This window comes from Natronococcus sp. (assembly GCF_047921035.1).
GTDB lineage: Archaea > Halobacteriota > Halobacteria > Halobacteriales > Natrialbaceae > Natronococcus.
Genome location: NZ_JBLRWX010000087.1, coordinates 1 through 15,527 on the forward strand (window position 1 = coordinate 1; position 15,527 = coordinate 15,527).

Below are 15,527 nucleotides of genomic sequence, written 5' to 3' on the forward strand. Positions count from 1 at the left end.
TCATCTGGGTCAGGGTCATCCGGTTCGGGATCATCTGGGTCAGGGTCATCCGGTTCGGGATCATCTGGGTCAGGGTCATCCGGTTCGGGATCATCTGGGTCAGGGTCATCCGGTTCGGGATCATCTGGGTCAGGGTCATCCGGTTCGGGATCATCTGGGTCAGGGTCGTCTGGATCGGGATCATCTGGATCGGGAACTATCGGGTCAGACTCGCAGCCTGTCACTGTCGCCATCTGCAGATTGACGTCAGTCTGTGCGTACAGGCACCCGTCCACCGTTGCACCGGTGAGCACATTGATCCCGGTTTGAGTCAGTACAACCCCTGAAAATTGTGCATCCGTTCCGATCTCCACACCAGCGCCACCAGCAACTTGCCAGACGATGTTCTCGATCTGGACGTCGCCAGCCAGGAGAACGTTCGTGTTGCTGGCCGTCGTGAGATTTCCATCGATCTGGAAAATCCAGGTGTCATCCGAGTCACCCAGAAGGACGATGTCGTCGCTTATTGAGACGTCCGTACTCCAGCTGTAGACCCCCGGAGGCAGGACCAGACCGCCGATGTTTCCACCGGCCAACTCGTCGAAGTCGGATTCACGTCCGGCGGCATCGGTGAACGCGGACTCCATATCGCTTACAGCCGTGGTTAGGTTGGATGGAGTCGGTTCTGCGTAGTCGGCTGCTTCTACACGTCCATCCACTTGATCCGATGTCGCGAACTCGCCCGATGCATCCAGTTCTAAAGCGAACCCGGTGATGGCAGTTGAATCGATGGGACTTACACCAATATCTCCCGTCACATCGGAATCGGGAACTGTAGAGATCCCCGATTTCGCCAAGATCGTATAGTTACTGGCATCCCCACGATCGACTGGTCCCGGGTCTTCTTGGCCTTGGACACTGGCTGCCCCGATTGTGGTAAATCCAGCTGCTGCTAACAATCTTATGTATGACCGTCTATCTATTTCACTGAATGTCATTTCGTATAGTGACACACGACTTCAAGTAATATTTACTGGCAACTTTCTCAGCAACTGAAAATCCTCGTAGCAGGGCACTGTCTAGTTTAGCACCTCCGTTGGCGGTTGGTTGTTGAGTGACTGGTGCGGTCGCTGTGTGTTATAGTAGTGGACAAACTGTTCAAGCTACTCTCTGGCACTCGCCCGACTGCCACCCACGAGGTATGGAAGCGGTCGACTCGTATTTTGAGGGTATGAACCACTTTTCGATGTGGTTTCGATCAACGTAGTCGAGGTGACCTCTCAATCCTAATCGGGAGAGGGAAGTCAGATAGTCAGCACCATCGACAAGAAACTCTGCGTCGGAGAGATCGTGTTTCTCGGTGAGGCCATGCAGAAACGCAACTGCTGGATCGGTGCCTCGCCGTCCAAAGAGTGCGACGTCGAGGATGAGTTTCGTGTCGAGATCTATTGCAGCGTACATTCAAGATCAATCACCGTTAATCCTGACAGCGGTCTCATCAACCCCGACCCGCGACGGCTGCGCCGTCGGCGGGTCAGGAACACTATCAGCCAGCCGATGTACCTCGTTCCAGATCGCTTGATGAGAGCGCTCAGCGCCGAGTGAGCGAAGAATTGCTTGTGTCTTTCGAAGTGAACAACCTGTCGCATGGAGCCGGACGGCGAACGCCCTGACAGGCGTCGCCATCTGCTGCTAGCTATCAAGATAGTAGACCTTCTTCCGCCGGTCGGTCATCAGATAGTCTGAATCGATCAGATCCTGGTAAGCGAGTTGGCTGAGTGCGTTATCGATCGACGGCTCGGGTCTATAGGTTCGATCGGCGATCTCGACTTTCGTCAGCGGGTCGTCGGCGTCCTCGAGGGCTCGGTAGACCAGTAGTGCCGTCGGTGGGAGTTCTCGAAGCACTTCCTCACTCATCGTGATCACCTGTCCAATCCCTAACCGCTAAGACCACCAGCCCGAGCGCCAGTAGAGCGAAACCCAGGGACTCGTGCAACCACATCGCGAACCCGCCGAGATAGATCCCTCCTGTGAGAGATAGGACTTCGCCCATCGGCGGGATTCGCGTACTGCTGTCGGAGGGTGCGGCATCGTCACTCGTTACACGCCCTTCGGGATCGATCGCGCCGCACTGGTAGCAGATACTCGTTTCAATTCCGCGAGGCTCGAGGATCGTTGATCCAACGCGATCGCGGTGGTTGCACTCACACATTTCGAACACGCTCCCGATCGAACTCGGCACCGCAGTTGAGACACTGATCGGAGTCGACGATCCGGCGCTCGTGGCACTCAACGCAGTGCAAATCACTATATTTCATTTCGATCACGGTCTTCGGTCTCGATCCACTGCGACTCGAGCGCGTCTTCGGCGTCGGTCGCGTGGCGGATTACCTGTAGATCTGGCTCTCGGCGAGCTGGATCTGCTGCGTACGGAACCGTCACGATACTAATGCAATCCCCTGGCTGGAGCTTGGATGCACCATTTTCGATCGATTTGACCGGCTCGCCACAGGTCTCGCACTCCGGCAGCGCATCGAGGAGTTCCTGCTCCTCAGCGTCGTGGTCGTCAGCCTCGAGCTCTGGATCGTCGGCGTCGGCGTCCATGAACTCGCCGAACGCGCCCCGACACGACTCGCAAAAGTGCAGTGTGCTCGTCTCGAAGTCGAGGTGTCTCCGAAGCGCTGCGCCGCGGTTCTCGAGGATCATCCCGACCGGCGTATCGTGATACTCGCCGCACCGATTGCAGCGGTAGGCGTTACTCATCGCGACCCTCCATACCGTTCGGTCCCGAGTTGGCTCTCGAGTCGGCCGCGACGATCTTGTCGGCAAGCTCGTGCCTCTCGAATCTTCGCCGGAAGCCTCTGCTCTCGAGTATCGGCTTCGGGCTCGTCGACGTCGGCAGTCTTGAACGCCTCGGCGAGACTCTCCGCGACGGTTTTCAGCGCGTCACGGAACGCCTGCACGAAATCCGCGATGATCTCCATCAGATTTGAGAAGACCTCAGACACCACGCTTCCGATGATCGCGATCCGGGCTTGGTCGATCTCGACAGCCGAGACCTCTTCGCCGACGGCGGCCTCGAGCTCGCGAGCCGTTTCCTCGCCGATCCGAATGTGGCCGGTTGGGGCGACGTCGACGATCGTGGCGAGTTCGCGAAGTGCTTCGATCTCTGCGCGTGTCCGCGGGTAGCTCGGGTAGACCGGTGCGAGCAGCTGGGCGCCGTCCTGTTGGTCGACCACTCGATACCGCAGTCCTTTGCTCTCCGGATCGATAGTCCGGTCAGTCATCCTGATCACCGCGCAGCTGTGCGAGTCGTTCGTTCGCGCGTCCGATCAGCTCCGAGTCCGGCTCGTCGGCGACGCGGACGTAGGCCTCGATCCCGAGGACGACGAGATCTTCTCGTGAGCTGTCGCGCCCCGAGAGATAGCTATCGAGCTTTTCGGCGAGCGTCGCTCCGTCGTTGATCCCGAGCCGCGGGTTGCCGCGACGGTCTTTCCCGCGGATCAGGTCGCCGTTCGAGCAAGCGGCTATCATCGCATTGTGGATGCTATCGTGACCGTAGGGGCCGTAACCGGCAGTGTGCAGGCTGCCGAAGATCGATGACTGTTTCGCGAGTGGGGGCTGGGGCCCACCGGAGTTCTTGTCAACCGTGCTGACGACGCGATCGTAGACCTCTTTGGACCGTTTGCGGCGCTGTGCTTCGGTGAGTCCATCTGGCGAGTCGGACTGGCTCATTGGTCCGACCACTCCTCGAACGCAGCCCTATCGACTGGGTTGTATGCCTCCTCGAGGAGTTCCCAGATCTCTTCCCAACTGTGGCCGTCTGATCGAAGGTCGATGATTCGGTCGCGGAACGGGTTGCTCTTCGGGATGTCTTGATTCGGACAGTTCTCGATCTCCGGCGGGTGGCCGCCATCGGTCGCGATCTCTCGATCGCCGGTCGCGATGACCTCCTTCTCGACCTCTACCGTATCGCCCCACTCGTTGCCGGGTTCGTCTTTCGTGCAGTTCCACTCGTGGTGCCGGATCACGCGATCGGCGATTTTCGTGTTCTCCTCGGGCGAGAGGTCTCCCTCGTGGAGCGAGCGCTTGTACGTCCAGTCGCAGTTGTCAGACGTCGACGCTTGCATCGGGACGCTCATGTCCGCTTGACCACCCCGTTGAAAGTGTAGATCCGACCGGTGTTCTCGAGTTCGTCGAACACCCGGAGAACAGCCTCGCGATCGTACTCTGTTTCGTCGACGACCGCCTCGATCAGGAACTGTTTCGCCCACGCGCCCCGGGACAGACGAGAGAGGATCTCTTCTCCCAGATTGCGAGTGTTCGATTCCACCGATGTGTGCTGAGGGTCCATTGAACTTGTTCACCACAGGCCGACGGCGGGTCGAACTCGCTCGCTCTCTCCGAGAGAGAGCCGAGAGCGAACACACCCACCGCTAATTGTTTGATAATTAACACTACTACTACAACGAGATTTTAGCCGAATGAAAGGGCGGTGGAATGCCGCGTTGGAAGAAACCCATCTCTACCGCCCCCCTCCCTCGGAGCTTGTGGTGAACTTGTTCACAGCCTCCGGGTCGCTGTGAAGTGCTTCAAAGTCGATCACGATCGCCTTCGTTTGCTTCCCGTCGTCGATCTCGATGCTGCCGAACTGGCGCTCTCTCGCTTCGCTCCGCGTGAGGATCCAGTGGTACTGCTCCGGGAGATCGTCGATCAGGTCGTAAGCGTAGCGTCGTGAGACGCCGGTCACCGTCACAATCTTCGCGGCGTTCATCACGACCGCGGACTGATCGCCGGTGCGATTGTTCTCGGCGCCGGCGACGATCTGTCGGACCTTCCCGTCCTTGCTGCTGGAGTCGTCCTCAAGGACGTCCATCCGCGACTCGAGCGCATCGAGACGGGCTCGGAGCTCGTCGTTCTCGTCCTCGAGTTCGCTGACGCGGTCGTCGGTGTTCTCGAGCCAGCTCGAGAACGCATCCAGTCGGGCCTCGAAGTCGTTGACGCGATCGCGAAGCGATTCGAACAGCTCCTTCACGTCCTCGGCACTCCGAGGAGCGACGCTCATCGAACCACCTCGTGAACGCCGAAGGTGCGACGGCAGTTACGACACTCCCAGCGAGACCGATCGTCCTCGAGGCGCCAGGACTCGGGAAGGATCCAGCCACACCCGGGACAGTCGGGCTCGTACGCACTCGTAGACGAGCTCAAGCTGTCTCACCTCCTGGGGTCTCGGTGGGATCAAAGACGGCTGACCACGGGATCTGGCGGTACTGTTCGACGGTCTGACCGCCACGGCCGCAGTTCGTCCACCGCTCGGCGATCAGCTGATCGATAACTGACGCACCGACGAGCGACATCCGGAGGATGTACTCGGTCTCTGGATCGACCACCGAGAGAATGTACCAGCCGCCGGCGCTGACGAGTCGCTCGTGGTTCGCGCGCGCGATCCACCACTGGCCTCTGCGCGACTCGTACCGAACCCAGCAGGACTTGCACTCGATCGGATCGCCGGCGTCGACAGACTGAGCAGCGACGCTGAAGGGCTCTGTCGCGACGAGATCGTACCAATCGTCCCGTCGGGCGCGCTCATCAGCAATCGGCTTGAGGGGCCACTGACGGCAGCTCTCGTCTTCGACATCTAGGCCGCGCGCGCGGTTGTCGGCGACGGACGCGGATGTCATGCTCCATCCCCCGTTGCTGCCGATCGAGGATGCTGTAGAGTCCTATCTGCTATATTATTGTGACTACGTGTTTTTGCTCGAGGACAGCAAACACCCGTCTCTCGGGGTGTTTTTACGTTGGCATATAAAGAATTTGATGAGTGCCCGGGGAGGGCTCCGAACCCTCGATCTCCGCATGTCCCAGGTCCGAGGCTCGGCAGTCCTCTCGGGGACACGGAGGCTTCCAAGGCGAAACCGCACCGAATCTCTGAACCCTATGAGTGCGGCGCTATGTCCAGCTAAGCCACCCGGGCTCGTTTTCGAGTAGTGCGGTCTGTTTCTTTAACCTTCCCTTTCGCGTCGGCCGTGCAAGCAGAACCCACGCATTTATCACCGAACCTACCCAACGCCGGATATGACCGTTCCCGTCATCGTTCGATCCGCTCTCGGCGACGAGGAGGTCCGAACACGGGTCTCGCTCGGCGGTGACGACGAGCTCTTCGTCGCGGACTCGAGCAGCATCGTCTACCGCGCGGAGGGGTTACTGACCGACGAGTCGATCGAGGAGCTCACGTACGACGCCGATCGGCTCACCGTCTCGGAGGGGCGCCGAAAGACGTCGCTCACCCTCGAATACCCGCTCTCGGACACCGCCGAGGTGACCGTTCCCGCGAGCAAGACCGACGACGTCCTCAGACCCGTGCTGGCGGGCGTGTTGCGAACGAACGGGGTCATCGATTCCGACGAGTCGCTCATCGAGGTCTACCGGTTCAGCGAACTCACGCTGATCCTGACCGAGAAGCGACTGATCGAACACGTCGGCGCGGCGGTCTGGGACGAGGGCTCCGAGGCCTACCACTTCCGGAACGTGACGAACCTCTCCTTCGAGGACGGCGACGTCGCGACCCGCATCGTCCTCGAGGTCGACGGGCGGCCCCAGCGGATCAAAGCGCCCAACGACGCGGCCGACGACCTCCGGGAGCGACTCAAGCGGGCGCTGGTCGACTACTACGAGCGCACGACGGGAACCGCCCTCGAGGAGGAACCGGACCCGCTCGAGGAGTCCGAGGAGCGCAGCGACGAGCGAGCGGGCGGATCCGGCCAGTCGCCGAGACGTGCCGTCCGTTCGGAACCGACTCGAGCCGACGGCCAGCGGGCCGCGGTCGAGTCGCGACCGCCGATGGCCGGCACCGTCGACGGCGCGCCGGCCGACGCCACCCAGGACGTCGCGCGGGCAGCCGCTGCCGGCTCCGTCGGCGACGACGCGGCGAACCAGGAGGTCCTCGAGCGGCTCGAGGCCCTCGAGGACGCCGTCGAGCGCCAGAACGAGCGACTCGAGGCCCAACAGCAAACGATCGAGCGACTCATCGGCGAACTCCGGCAGGGACGGTAACGGCCTACTCCCGGCCCGTCACCTTTCGAATACAGGAGGAGCCGTACGGACCGAGCTCGCCGCTTTCGAGGTCGATGAAGTAGCCCGTCGAGAGCCCCGAGCCGCAGCGCCGACAGGAGAACTCGCCCTCTTTCGTGATCACGTCGCGATCGAACCGTACGTACTGGCGGCTCTTCGGTCGGACGATGCCGTCCTCGCGCTCGATGATCCCGCGGAGTTCGGCCTGATCGAGGATCGTCCGGGCGACCGTCGGATCCGTGGTGACGGTCTCGATCCGGTCGACGACGTCCGGCAGGGGTAGCGACTCGTGCTCGAGTCGCTCGAGCAGCGCCAGCCCGAGTTCGACGCGGTCGTCAGTCGGGTCGACCGCGCGCTCGTCGCCGTTCATCGACGGAAACTGGCCCGGCGGGGCGAATAAACGTTGTGTTGAGGTCGTAGCGGTCGACGGCCGCGGCCGTCCGACGCGGCTGGAGGTACGTTTCGCAGAAGACGCGTTCGCACCGGTGGTTCCGTCGCCTCGAGCGGACTCGGAAGGGGAGTGTGCTCCTCCGATGGCTGTCGCGGACTACCGAAACGGATCGCTACAGTCGATCACCACGCCGTGTTGGGGGCAGACGTACTTGCAGTGGCGCTTGTACATCGGTGCCTGACAGTGCGGACAGGTCGGTGCTCCCTCGGCTTCGGTCGTCGACTCCGGTCTATCGGGGTCGGTTCTCCCGTCGTCGCTCATACGATCTCGTTGGCTCGAGGCCCTCAAGTAGCTCCCGCTCACTCGGAGCAGGCGGCGATCCGGCGCACCCGCCGTGCCATCGCCGGCCTCGTGATCGCCCGGATCAGCGTCGTCGCCGGCCGGTACGTGAGTTCGCCTTCGCCGGATTTGGTCGCGGTGAGCGACCACAGTCCGGGCGCGTGGAAGGCGAGCTGACAGCGCCCCGTCGCGTCCGTTCGGACGGCCTTGCTCCGACTGGAGACGGTGACGCCCTCGATCGGGTTCTGCAGTCGGTCCCGAACCCGGACCGTCACGGGTTCGCCGAGCAGTACCTCGTCGGTATCGACCTCCAGGACGAGCGATCGCGTCGTTCTCATGCTGAACGTTCGCACGCCACGAGGAAAATGGTATCACCTGAACATGATGGGGCCGCGCTCGGTTCGCTCGAGTCCGCCAAAAGGCCGAAACGGCGATCGCGTCAGCTCCCGACCGTCAGCACTCGCTCCAGCCGCAGGACTCGCAGGTCTTGCAGCCTTCGGAGTAGTACAGCGACAGCGAACCGCAGTCCGGACACTCGGGTGACTCGCCGGCGTCGATGAGGTCCTGAATCGCGTCGTCGTCATCGTTTGCCGCGTTCGCGGCAGCGGCGCCGCCGTCGGTCTTCGGGCCGTCGACGGCCGCATCGGCGTCCGTGTCGGCCGCGTCCTCTAAGGTCTGCTGGGTCGGGTACGGTTTGTCGATCTCGTCCTCGAGGTAGCGACGCATGGCGGTGCCGATGGCGTCGGGGATCGACTGGATCTGCTCGCCCTTGTCCCAGGCCACTTTGGGACTTCGAGTCCCGCAGAGTTCGTCGACGATCTCCTCGGGGTCGACGCCCGAGCGCAGCGAGGTCGAGATGACCTTCGCCAGCGCCTCGGTGAAGGAGTTGGTGAACCCGCCCGAGTGGCCGATGTTCGCGAACAGCTCGAACGGCTGGCCGGTCTCGGGATCCTCGTTGATCGTCACGTACACCTTCCCGTAGCCGGTGTCGATACGCTGGCTGACACCCTGGAGGGCGTCGGGGCGCTCGCGTTTCTCGGTAAAGTCGACCTGCACGGGCTCGCGGTCGTCCGCCTCGTCGACCAGCGAGCCGGCGTCATCCTCGAGGATCTCCTGGATGTCCTCGCTCTCGAGGAACGCCTCGAGGCCGCCGAAGATCTCGTCGATCTGTTCGACCAGGGCCTCGGCGGCCTCGGTCTCGTCGGCGAAGTCGGCGTTGTCCGCGCGCGTGGTCAGCACCTGCTTGCTGCGGGTGCCGTCGCGGTAGTAGGTGACGCCCTTCCCGCCGTGCTCGTAGATGTACTCGAAGACGTCCTTGGCGTCCTCGAGCGTCGAATCGTTCGGCGCGTTGACCGTCTTCGAGATGGCGGAGTCGACGCCGGCCTGACAGGCGACCTGCACGCCGGCGTGGTCTTTCGCCGAGAGGTCGCCGGTCGTGACGAACAGCTCGCCGATCGCGTCGGGCACCGTCGAGAGCCCCTCGACGCCGTTGAACTGGTTGGTCGCCATCTGCTCCTGAGCCTCCTCTTTGACGGCGTCGACGTCGATACCGTTGTCCTCGAGCACCCGGAGGAAGTAGTCGTCGAACTCGACTAACATCTCGTCGCCCTGGACGTCGTCGGAGACGTTCTTGTAGTAGGCGACGTTGTAGATCGGTTCGCAGCCGCCGGTCGTGTTGCCGACCATCGAGGTCGTACCCGTCGGCGCGATGGTCGTCACGTTGTGGTTACGGATCGGGAAGCCATCGGCCCAGTCGTCGGCGTCGAGGCCGGTCTGGTGCTCGAACCACTCGCGGTACTCCGTGGGATCGGCGTACTTCGAGTCCGCCCAGTCGGCGAACGAGCCCCGCTCCCGGGCGAGTTCGTGGCTGGTCCACTTCGCCTCGTGGTTGATGTGGGTCATCAGCTGGCGCGCGACCTCGTTTGAGGTCTCGCTGCCGTACTCCATGCCCAGCTGGATGTACAGCTGTGCCAGCCCCATGATGCCCAGCCCGATCTTGCGCATCTCCCGGACCTTCTGTTCGATCTTGTCGACCGGGAAGTCGCTCATCGTGACGACGTTCTCGAGGAACCGAGTGCCCATCTCGATGCGTCGATCGAACTCCTCGAAATCGACGGCTTCCTCGAGGAAGGCGTCGACGGCCGCCTCGAGGTCCTCGTACTCGTCGCCGTGCTCGTCGTACCAGACGCGCCAGTCGGGTGCCTCGAGATCCGCGAGCGTCGAGAGGTTGATGTGGCCGAGGTTACAGGCCTCGTACTCCTCTAACGGTTGTTCTCCGCATGGATTTGTTGCAAGAATCCTATGATCTGGATGTTTGTCCACATCGAAGGAGTGTTGCTTGTTGACCCGCTCGAGGTAGATCACGCCAGGTTCGCCGTTCTCGTGGGCGCCCTCGACGATGTCGTCCCAGAGCTCTTCTGCGGGAATCGACAGCTCCTCGCCGACCTCGACGTACTCGCCGAGGCCGAACATCTCGTACAGCTCCTTCGTCTCCGCGGTCGCGACGTGGGGTTCCTCCGTCCGGGGGTTGGTGAACGTGAACTCCTCGCCCGCTTGCAGGGCCTCCATGAAGTCGTCCGTGACGCCGACGGAGATGTTGAAGTTCGAGAGGTGGCCCTCGACGGCGTTCCGGAGGTGCTTCGGGACGCGTCCCTCGTCGTCGATCAGTTCGCGGGCCTCCTCGAGGGCGTCCTGGAAGGAGGTGTGGGTGTAGTCGTCGGGGTCGTTCAGGCGCAGCGTCTCGGCCAGCGAGACGTCCTTGTTCTTGGCGTGGATGAACTGGATGACGTCCGGGTGGGAGACGCGCATGACGCCCATCTGGGCGCCCCGTCGGGCACCGCCCTGAGCGATCGTCTCGCACATCTGATCGTAGGTTCGCATGAACGTGATCGGGCCCGACGCGATACCGCCGGTCGATCCAACCGCGTCGCCGTAGGGCCGCAGGCGCCAGAAGGCGTAGCCCATGCCGCCGCCACTGTTGTGCGAGACGATCCCGTCGGTCACGTACTCGTGATTGTCCGCGACGGTAATGTCGTAGACGGTCGCGGGGTCGGATTCGGTCACGGAATCGACTTCGACCCTGTACTCCTCACCGATAACGTGAGAGTCGCGGGCGGTCACGGAATCGATGTTCGACAGACCGATCTCGCGACGTTCGTCGATGAACCCGACCTCGCGAAGGAACGCTTTTCGCCCCTCACCGGTCGTCGGAATGAGGCCGTAGTACGGATGGGCGTCCTCGTCGCGGATGACCGACTTCTTGACTGGATAACCGAGTCCCATCATCAGCGTCGCGACGTCGTCGATTGCCCGTTCGGATGCACTGTACAGCTTCGGATACGTCCCGTTTAGCAGCGTTCCATCCGCGGTGAAGTACCCTCGGAGGAACGCTTCGACGACGCTGGCAGGTGCACGCTTGATAACCCGTGGAACGCGAGCGGACTGGGCTTCGTCGGGCTTACAGGCGAAGTTCGCTTTCCACCAGCGCTTGATCTCGTGGCTGTTGATACCGACCTCGAAGCACCCATCCGCATCGGAGACCGATGTCGATGTACCGAACAGCTGTCGAGAGAGTTCGTCGACGTACTCGGCAACGCCCTCGCGTCCGATATGGAACCGGACACCGTCCTGGTGCCACGACCCGTCACCGAGCCAGAGGCCGACGAGCTCCGCGAGGTTTTCGCTGAGCTGCTCCGGCTGCTGGACCGTTTTGACGGCCGTCCCGTTCGGCGAGAACTGCTCGCGGGCACGGAACTGCCCGACGGTCGCTTGGTGAACGTCCAGTTTGTCGGCGATCTCCGCGTCGGTGTGTCCGTCTCGGTACAGTTCGCGGGCCGTCGATTCGTCGAACGACGTGGAACCGGGGTTCCGTCCGCCGCTCCCGTTCGCCGGGAGCTCCAGCTCGTTGCTCCGCCGACGCTGTACCGTGGACTTCCCGCAATCGAGGCGCTCCGCGATCTCGTAATCGCTGAGTCCCTCCTGATACAGCTCGAAAATCTCCGCGTTCTCGACGCTTCTGTTTTCGCTCCACCGAGCACCGCTCGCTACCGACGCCAGCTCCGGGAGTTCGCGGTCCGCCTCCCGAAGCCAGCCCAGCGCGTAGTGTATCTCCTGACCAGTCCGGATCTCGTCGAGTCGGGTCCACTCGCCATCGACCATGAGTCGGTGGTTCGGCGTTCCACGGACGGAGAGGCCGTTCGCGAGGGTAACCGTAAGCGTCTCCGCGTCCTCGTACGTATGTGTCTCCTCGACTGGTTTGTACTGGAATCCCGAGTCGGTTCGCTGTGCGATGCGGTCACCGGCTTCCACGTCCGCGACGCTGACGACTCCTTTCCCCTCGACCATCACCGTCGACTCCTCGGTGAGACACTGGAAGACCTGGGCGGCCTCTTTCGCGGTCTGGTGGATGTCGTCGATGTCGTCCTCCGGGGAGTCGACGAAACACGCCGAGAGCTGCTGGAGCTCGTCGCCCGCGTTCATCAGGGTCGGCGAGTTCGGCATGAAGTCCAGGTTCGCCATCATCTCCTGGAACTCCTCGGCGACGTCCTCGACGTGAGCCCGGACCTCCTCGGGCAGTTCGGGAACGACGGTGTCGTAGGCGAACTTGTTGACGTTGTAGATAGAGAGCGCGGCTTCGGCCTCGTCGTCCGCGGTGGTGCCCGCACCGAACACTTCCGCCGCGAGTTCGTCCCGCCGCGGGTGGTCGGGCTTGAGCTGGTCGGGCGTGACCGTGATCTCGAGGTCGCGCTTCTCGGCCTCGTAGACGGCTTCGGCCAGCGCGATGTTCTTGCCGACGCGGTCGAACAGATCCTCCTGGCTCTCGACGAGTTCGCCGTCGGCGTCCTTGCGGAGGTATCGGGCGGGGAGAATGTTGTCGTAGGCGTTGTCGGTCAGGCGCTGCTCGAGGGTGTCGCCCTCGGTGCGCTTGATCGGGAGGGTAAGCTCCTCCGCGGAGAGGTCGGATTCGCTCATGCGCGGGTCACCTCGAGGGTAGCCCGCCGACGCGTGCGGATTCCGTCGCGGGTCCGGGTCCTGGCGTGGGTCATTTGTAGCGAAGAATCGGTATTCATCGGCGCCTCATAATTGTAGTGGTATTCTTCCATTTGTATTGTAGTAGTACAACCATAGTTGCGTAGCTGGTCCTGTACTCAATCGGGGGTTGCGATGCGAGGGCGAAACGGCTCTCTTCGCGCTTGCGAGAGAGTAGTACGGCGACGGACTTAATGATTTTCAGAGGAGACTGAAAGTAAATTTGCGGACGAAATAGTCGCTCATCTACCTCTCGAGCCATACGGAAAAGACACTGTATCGTAATCGTGTCTTTCAATATATCCAGAAAGACTACATAGTTGCCGTGCGGGGTGGAACGTATGCTCGATCCACTCACGTCCAGCACGGGCTTGCTCGCCCTGGCCGCCCTCGTCCTCGTTCTGGTTACGATCCTCGCGGTCCGTGTCGCGATCAAACTCGCCGTTCGCGTCGGCCTCGTCGCCGGCGTCGCCCTCGCGGGACTCTACACTGTCGGCGTTATCGGATAAGTCGACCGGAAGTCCGGAACGATATCGGCCGTGAGGTGACAGTTGAGGACTCGAGCGTGCTGCTCGAGCCGGCAACACGGAATCGCCACGCCCTCCCCAGCCGATTCACTCGGTCGCGTTGCTCCCTCGTTCATCCCTCGCACGGCTTGGGTCCGAGAGCTCGCAGTTCGCTCGCTCTCGGTCAGCGCGCGCCACCGCAATGCCGGTCGCTCAGTCGGGAGTAACAGAAATCGAGCCAAAAGTAGACGAACCGACGCCCGTCACAGCCCCTCGAGAAAGTTCTCGATCACGTCGTGGCCTACCGCAGTGAGGACGCTCTCGGGGTGGAACTGCACGCACTCGATCGGGTGCTCGCGGTGGCGCACGCCCATGACCAGTTCGGTGCCGTCGTGGTCGGCCGTCGCCGTCACCGCGAAGCAGTCCGGAATCTCGGTCGCGACAAGCGAGTGGTACCGGCCGGCGCGAAATCCCTGCTCGAGTCCGGCGTAGACGCCCGCGCCGTCGTGGTCGACCGCCCAGGCCTTGCCGTGGACCGGGTCGGGTGCGCGCCCGACCGAGCCGCCGTAAGCGTAGACGGCGGCCTCGAGACCGAGACACACGCCTAGGGTCGGCACCTCGGGGCTGACCTCCCGGAGGACGGCCGTCGAGACGCCGACGTCGCGGTCGTTCTTCGGATGACCCGGCCCGGGGCTGACGATGATCGCGTCGGGGTCGACCGCGCGGACCTCCTCGAGCGAAGCCGTATTCTTGCGGACCTCGGTCTCGGTCCCGGGCTGCTGGCTGACGTACTCGACGAGGTTGTACGTAAAGGAGTCGTAGTTGTCGATCACGAGGACCCGGACGGTCTCGCCCTCCGACTCGCGCTCGTCCGCGGTTCCGGTCGCGCTCATCGCCCCACCTCCGGGGTGGCCTCAGTCCGTTCGTCCTCGATCTTCTCGAGGGCGGCCAGCACGCCGCCCATCTTCTTTTCGGTCTCCTCGTACTCTGCGGTCGGGTCGCTGTCGGCGACCAGTCCGGCGCCGGCCTGGACGGTGATCCGGTCGCGTTCGTCCTCCCGTTCTACCGTCGCAGTTCGAATCACGATCGCGAAGTCGGCGTCGCCCGTCCAGGAGTAGTAGCCGACCCCGCCGCCGTACAGCCCGCGGGGTTCGGCCTCGAGGTCGTCGATGATCTCCATCGCGCGGATCTTCGGCGCCCCCGAGAGGGTGCCTGCGGGGAAGGCGGCCCGCGTCGCGTCGAACGCATCGGGAGACGCGGTCTCCCGGGATGCCGAACGCGGTTCGGCAACATCTGCGTCCGCCGCTAGCTGGCCCGTCACCGTCGACTCGATGTGCTGGACGTGGCTGTACTTCAGCACGTTCATGAACTCGTCGACCCGCACGGAGCCGGGCTCGGCGACCCGGCGCACGTCGTTGCGCGCCAGATCGACCAGCATCGTGTGTTCGGCCCGTTCCTTCTCGTCGGCCAGCATCTCGCCGGCCAGCCGGCGGTCCTCGACGGGGCCCGAGCCCCGATCGCAGGTACCCGCGATCGGGTTCGACATGATTTCGCGACCCCGTACCGAGACCAGCGTCTCCGGGCTCGCGCCGACGACGGTCAGGTCGTCGTGCTCGAGCAGATACATGTACGGCGAGGGGTTGACCTCGCGCATCGCCTTGTAGAAGCCGATGGGGTCGACCTCGCCGTACAGCTCCCGCGTGCGCGAAATCACGCCCTGGTAGATGTCGCCGTCGAGGACGTGCTCTTTCGCGCGGCGGACGCTCTCCTCGTACTCCTCGCGCGAGCCTGCCCGCTCGTCCTCGCGGACGAACCCGCCCGAGTCCGGCTCCGAGGCCTCCCGAAGCGTTCCGGCGACGTCCTTGGCCTCCGCGAGCAGGTCGTCGTAGACCGCGTCGGGGTCGTCGCCGTCCTCGAGAACGGGTGTGAACACGAGCGAGACCGTCCCGTCGCGTTCGTCGAACGCGAGCGTCCTCGTCGTCAGGACGAACTGGGCGTCCGGGAACCGCGAGTCGGGCCGCTCGCAGCCGACCTCCTCGAGCCAGAGGTCGTAGACGGCGTCGTAGGCGAGGAAGCCGACCAGCCCGCCCTCCAGGTGCTGGCGGTCGTGGTCCGGGAAGTTCTCGAGCCGGACGTCCGGCAGGGCGGCCCGGAGCGTGTCGACCGTATCGCCCTCGGGATCGGTCTCGAGTTCCCGAAGCGGGGGGTTCGCC

Annotated in this window: 17 protein-coding genes, 1 tRNA gene and 1 pseudogene; 2 read left to right on the plus strand and 17 right to left on the minus strand. The window is 63.1% G+C overall.

Annotated features, from left to right (window positions below):
• The 11 genes and pseudogenes from ACNA7R_RS15515 to ACNA7R_RS15565 form a co-directional block, all read right to left on the minus strand.
• Nucleotides 1-977, minus strand: a 977-nt coding sequence (locus ACNA7R_RS15515) for an ice-binding family protein (protein WP_416284452.1), incomplete at its 3' end; no start/stop codon positions are given.
• 81 nt (nt 978-1,058) lie between these two features.
• Nucleotides 1,059-1,671: pseudogene (locus tag ACNA7R_RS15520) on the minus strand (IS6 family transposase); the annotation flags it as partial.
• Nucleotides 1,672-1,896, minus strand: coding sequence for an ArsR family transcriptional regulator (locus ACNA7R_RS15525; RefSeq protein WP_416284453.1), 225 nt, complete (start codon nt 1,894-1,896; stop codon nt 1,672-1,674).
• Between the two features lie 390 nt (nt 1,897-2,286).
• Nucleotides 2,287-2,583: a hypothetical protein gene (locus ACNA7R_RS15530; protein ID WP_416284454.1), complete on the minus strand. Its 297-nt coding sequence runs from the start codon at nt 2,581-2,583 to the stop codon at nt 2,287-2,289.
• A gap of 155 nt (nt 2,584-2,738) precedes the next feature.
• Nucleotides 2,739-3,218 carry a hypothetical protein gene (locus ACNA7R_RS15535; RefSeq protein ID WP_416284455.1) on the minus strand — a complete coding sequence of 160 codons (480 nt, stop codon included), beginning with the start codon at nt 3,216-3,218 and terminating at the stop codon, nt 2,739-2,741.
• Nucleotides 3,219-3,258: 40 nt separating this feature from the next.
• A complete protein-coding gene (locus tag ACNA7R_RS15540; RefSeq protein ID WP_416284456.1) occupies nt 3,259-3,714 on the minus strand; it encodes a hypothetical protein in 456 nt (151 codons plus the stop codon).
• The gene (locus ACNA7R_RS15545) at nt 3,711-4,121 is read right to left on the minus strand and encodes a hypothetical protein (RefSeq protein ID WP_416284457.1); all 411 of its coding nucleotides are present in this window, start codon (nt 4,119-4,121) and stop codon (nt 3,711-3,713) included. Before ACNA7R_RS15545 ends, ACNA7R_RS15540 begins: the two co-directional genes overlap by 4 nt.
• Nucleotides 4,118-4,312 (minus strand): hypothetical protein, encoded by a 195-nt coding sequence (locus tag ACNA7R_RS15550; protein WP_416284458.1) that lies wholly within the window; start codon nt 4,310-4,312, stop codon nt 4,118-4,120. The genes ACNA7R_RS15545 and ACNA7R_RS15550 overlap by 4 nt, the downstream gene beginning before the upstream one ends.
• 192 nt (nt 4,313-4,504) lie before the next feature.
• A complete protein-coding gene (locus ACNA7R_RS15555) occupies nt 4,505-5,044 on the minus strand; it encodes a DUF5798 family protein (protein WP_416284459.1) in 540 nt (179 codons plus the stop codon).
• A 139-nt stretch (nt 5,045-5,183) separates the two neighbouring features.
• On the minus strand, nt 5,184-5,660 hold the full coding sequence (locus ACNA7R_RS15560) for a hypothetical protein (protein WP_416284460.1): 477 nt from the start codon (nt 5,658-5,660) through the stop codon (nt 5,184-5,186).
• A 141-nt stretch (nt 5,661-5,801) separates the two neighbouring features.
• Nucleotides 5,802-5,953, minus strand: a tRNA-Met gene (locus ACNA7R_RS15565).
• A gap of 101 nt (nt 5,954-6,054) precedes the next feature.
• On the opposite strand from ACNA7R_RS15565, the gene ACNA7R_RS15570 reads away from it, so the two are divergent.
• Complete coding sequence (locus ACNA7R_RS15570) at nt 6,055-7,032, plus strand: hypothetical protein (RefSeq protein ID WP_416284461.1); 978 nt, start codon at nt 6,055-6,057, stop codon at nt 7,030-7,032.
• A 4-nt stretch (nt 7,033-7,036) separates the two neighbouring features.
• Here the strand turns inward: ACNA7R_RS15570 and ACNA7R_RS15575 are convergent, their stop codons facing one another.
• From ACNA7R_RS15575 to ACNA7R_RS15590, 4 genes are all read right to left on the minus strand, one after another.
• Nucleotides 7,037-7,420, minus strand: a complete 384-nt coding sequence (locus ACNA7R_RS15575) for a DUF5830 family protein (protein WP_416284462.1) — start codon at nt 7,418-7,420, stop codon at nt 7,037-7,039.
• A 177-nt stretch (nt 7,421-7,597) separates the two neighbouring features.
• Nucleotides 7,598-7,762, minus strand: a complete 165-nt coding sequence (locus ACNA7R_RS15580; RefSeq protein WP_416284463.1) for an HVO_2523 family zinc finger protein — start codon at nt 7,760-7,762, stop codon at nt 7,598-7,600.
• 38 nt (nt 7,763-7,800) lie between these two features.
• Nucleotides 7,801-8,118: a carboxypeptidase regulatory-like domain-containing protein gene (locus ACNA7R_RS15585; RefSeq protein WP_416284464.1), complete on the minus strand. Its 318-nt coding sequence runs from the start codon at nt 8,116-8,118 to the stop codon at nt 7,801-7,803.
• A gap of 115 nt (nt 8,119-8,233) precedes the next feature.
• Nucleotides 8,234-12,751 (minus strand): adenosylcobalamin-dependent ribonucleoside-diphosphate reductase, encoded by a 4,518-nt coding sequence (locus tag ACNA7R_RS15590; protein ID WP_416284465.1) that lies wholly within the window; start codon nt 12,749-12,751, stop codon nt 8,234-8,236.
• A gap of 398 nt (nt 12,752-13,149) precedes the next feature.
• On the opposite strand from ACNA7R_RS15590, the gene ACNA7R_RS15595 reads away from it, so the two are divergent.
• The gene (locus ACNA7R_RS15595) at nt 13,150-13,317 is read left to right on the plus strand and encodes a hypothetical protein (RefSeq protein WP_416284466.1); all 168 of its coding nucleotides are present in this window, start codon (nt 13,150-13,152) and stop codon (nt 13,315-13,317) included.
• Between the two features lie 260 nt (nt 13,318-13,577).
• Here the strand turns inward: ACNA7R_RS15595 and trpG are convergent, their stop codons facing one another.
• Both trpG and trpE read right to left on the minus strand, forming a co-directional pair.
• Nucleotides 13,578-14,207, minus strand: coding sequence for an anthranilate synthase component II (trpG, locus tag ACNA7R_RS15600; protein WP_416284467.1), 630 nt, complete (start codon nt 14,205-14,207; stop codon nt 13,578-13,580).
• On the minus strand, nt 14,204-15,527 hold a 1,324-nt coding region (gene trpE, locus ACNA7R_RS15605; protein WP_416284468.1), incomplete at its 5' end, for an anthranilate synthase component I. The genes trpG and trpE, both read right to left, overlap by 4 nt.

Excerpts from the sequence above, each read along its gene's own strand:
- ACNA7R_RS15525 (WP_416284453.1), bottom strand. The coding sequence starts at position 1,896 with ATGAGTGAGGAAGTGCTTCGAGAACTCCCACCGACGGCACTACTGGTC.
- ACNA7R_RS15530 (WP_416284454.1), bottom strand. The coding sequence starts at position 2,583 with ATGGACGCCGACGCCGACGATCCAGAGCTCGAGGCTGACGACCACGAC.
- ACNA7R_RS15540 (WP_416284456.1), bottom strand. The coding sequence starts at position 3,714 with ATGAGCCAGTCCGACTCGCCAGATGGACTCACCGAAGCACAGCGCCGC.
- ACNA7R_RS15545 (WP_416284457.1), bottom strand. The coding sequence starts at position 4,121 with ATGAGCGTCCCGATGCAAGCGTCGACGTCTGACAACTGCGACTGGACG.
- ACNA7R_RS15555 (WP_416284459.1), bottom strand. The coding sequence starts at position 5,044 with ATGAGCGTCGCTCCTCGGAGTGCCGAGGACGTGAAGGAGCTGTTCGAA.
- ACNA7R_RS15560 (WP_416284460.1), bottom strand. The coding sequence starts at position 5,660 with ATGACATCCGCGTCCGTCGCCGACAACCGCGCGCGCGGCCTAGATGTC.
- ACNA7R_RS15570 (WP_416284461.1), top strand. The coding sequence starts at position 6,055 with ATGACCGTTCCCGTCATCGTTCGATCCGCTCTCGGCGACGAGGAGGTC.
- ACNA7R_RS15575 (WP_416284462.1), bottom strand. The coding sequence starts at position 7,420 with ATGAACGGCGACGAGCGCGCGGTCGACCCGACTGACGACCGCGTCGAA.
- ACNA7R_RS15580 (WP_416284463.1), bottom strand. The coding sequence starts at position 7,762 with ATGAGCGACGACGGGAGAACCGACCCCGATAGACCGGAGTCGACGACC.
- ACNA7R_RS15585 (WP_416284464.1), bottom strand. The coding sequence starts at position 8,118 with ATGAGAACGACGCGATCGCTCGTCCTGGAGGTCGATACCGACGAGGTA.
- ACNA7R_RS15590 (WP_416284465.1), bottom strand. The coding sequence starts at position 12,751 with ATGAGCGAATCCGACCTCTCCGCGGAGGAGCTTACCCTCCCGATCAAG.
- ACNA7R_RS15595 (WP_416284466.1), top strand. The coding sequence starts at position 13,150 with ATGCTCGATCCACTCACGTCCAGCACGGGCTTGCTCGCCCTGGCCGCC.
- trpG (WP_416284467.1), bottom strand. The coding sequence starts at position 14,207 with ATGAGCGCGACCGGAACCGCGGACGAGCGCGAGTCGGAGGGCGAGACC.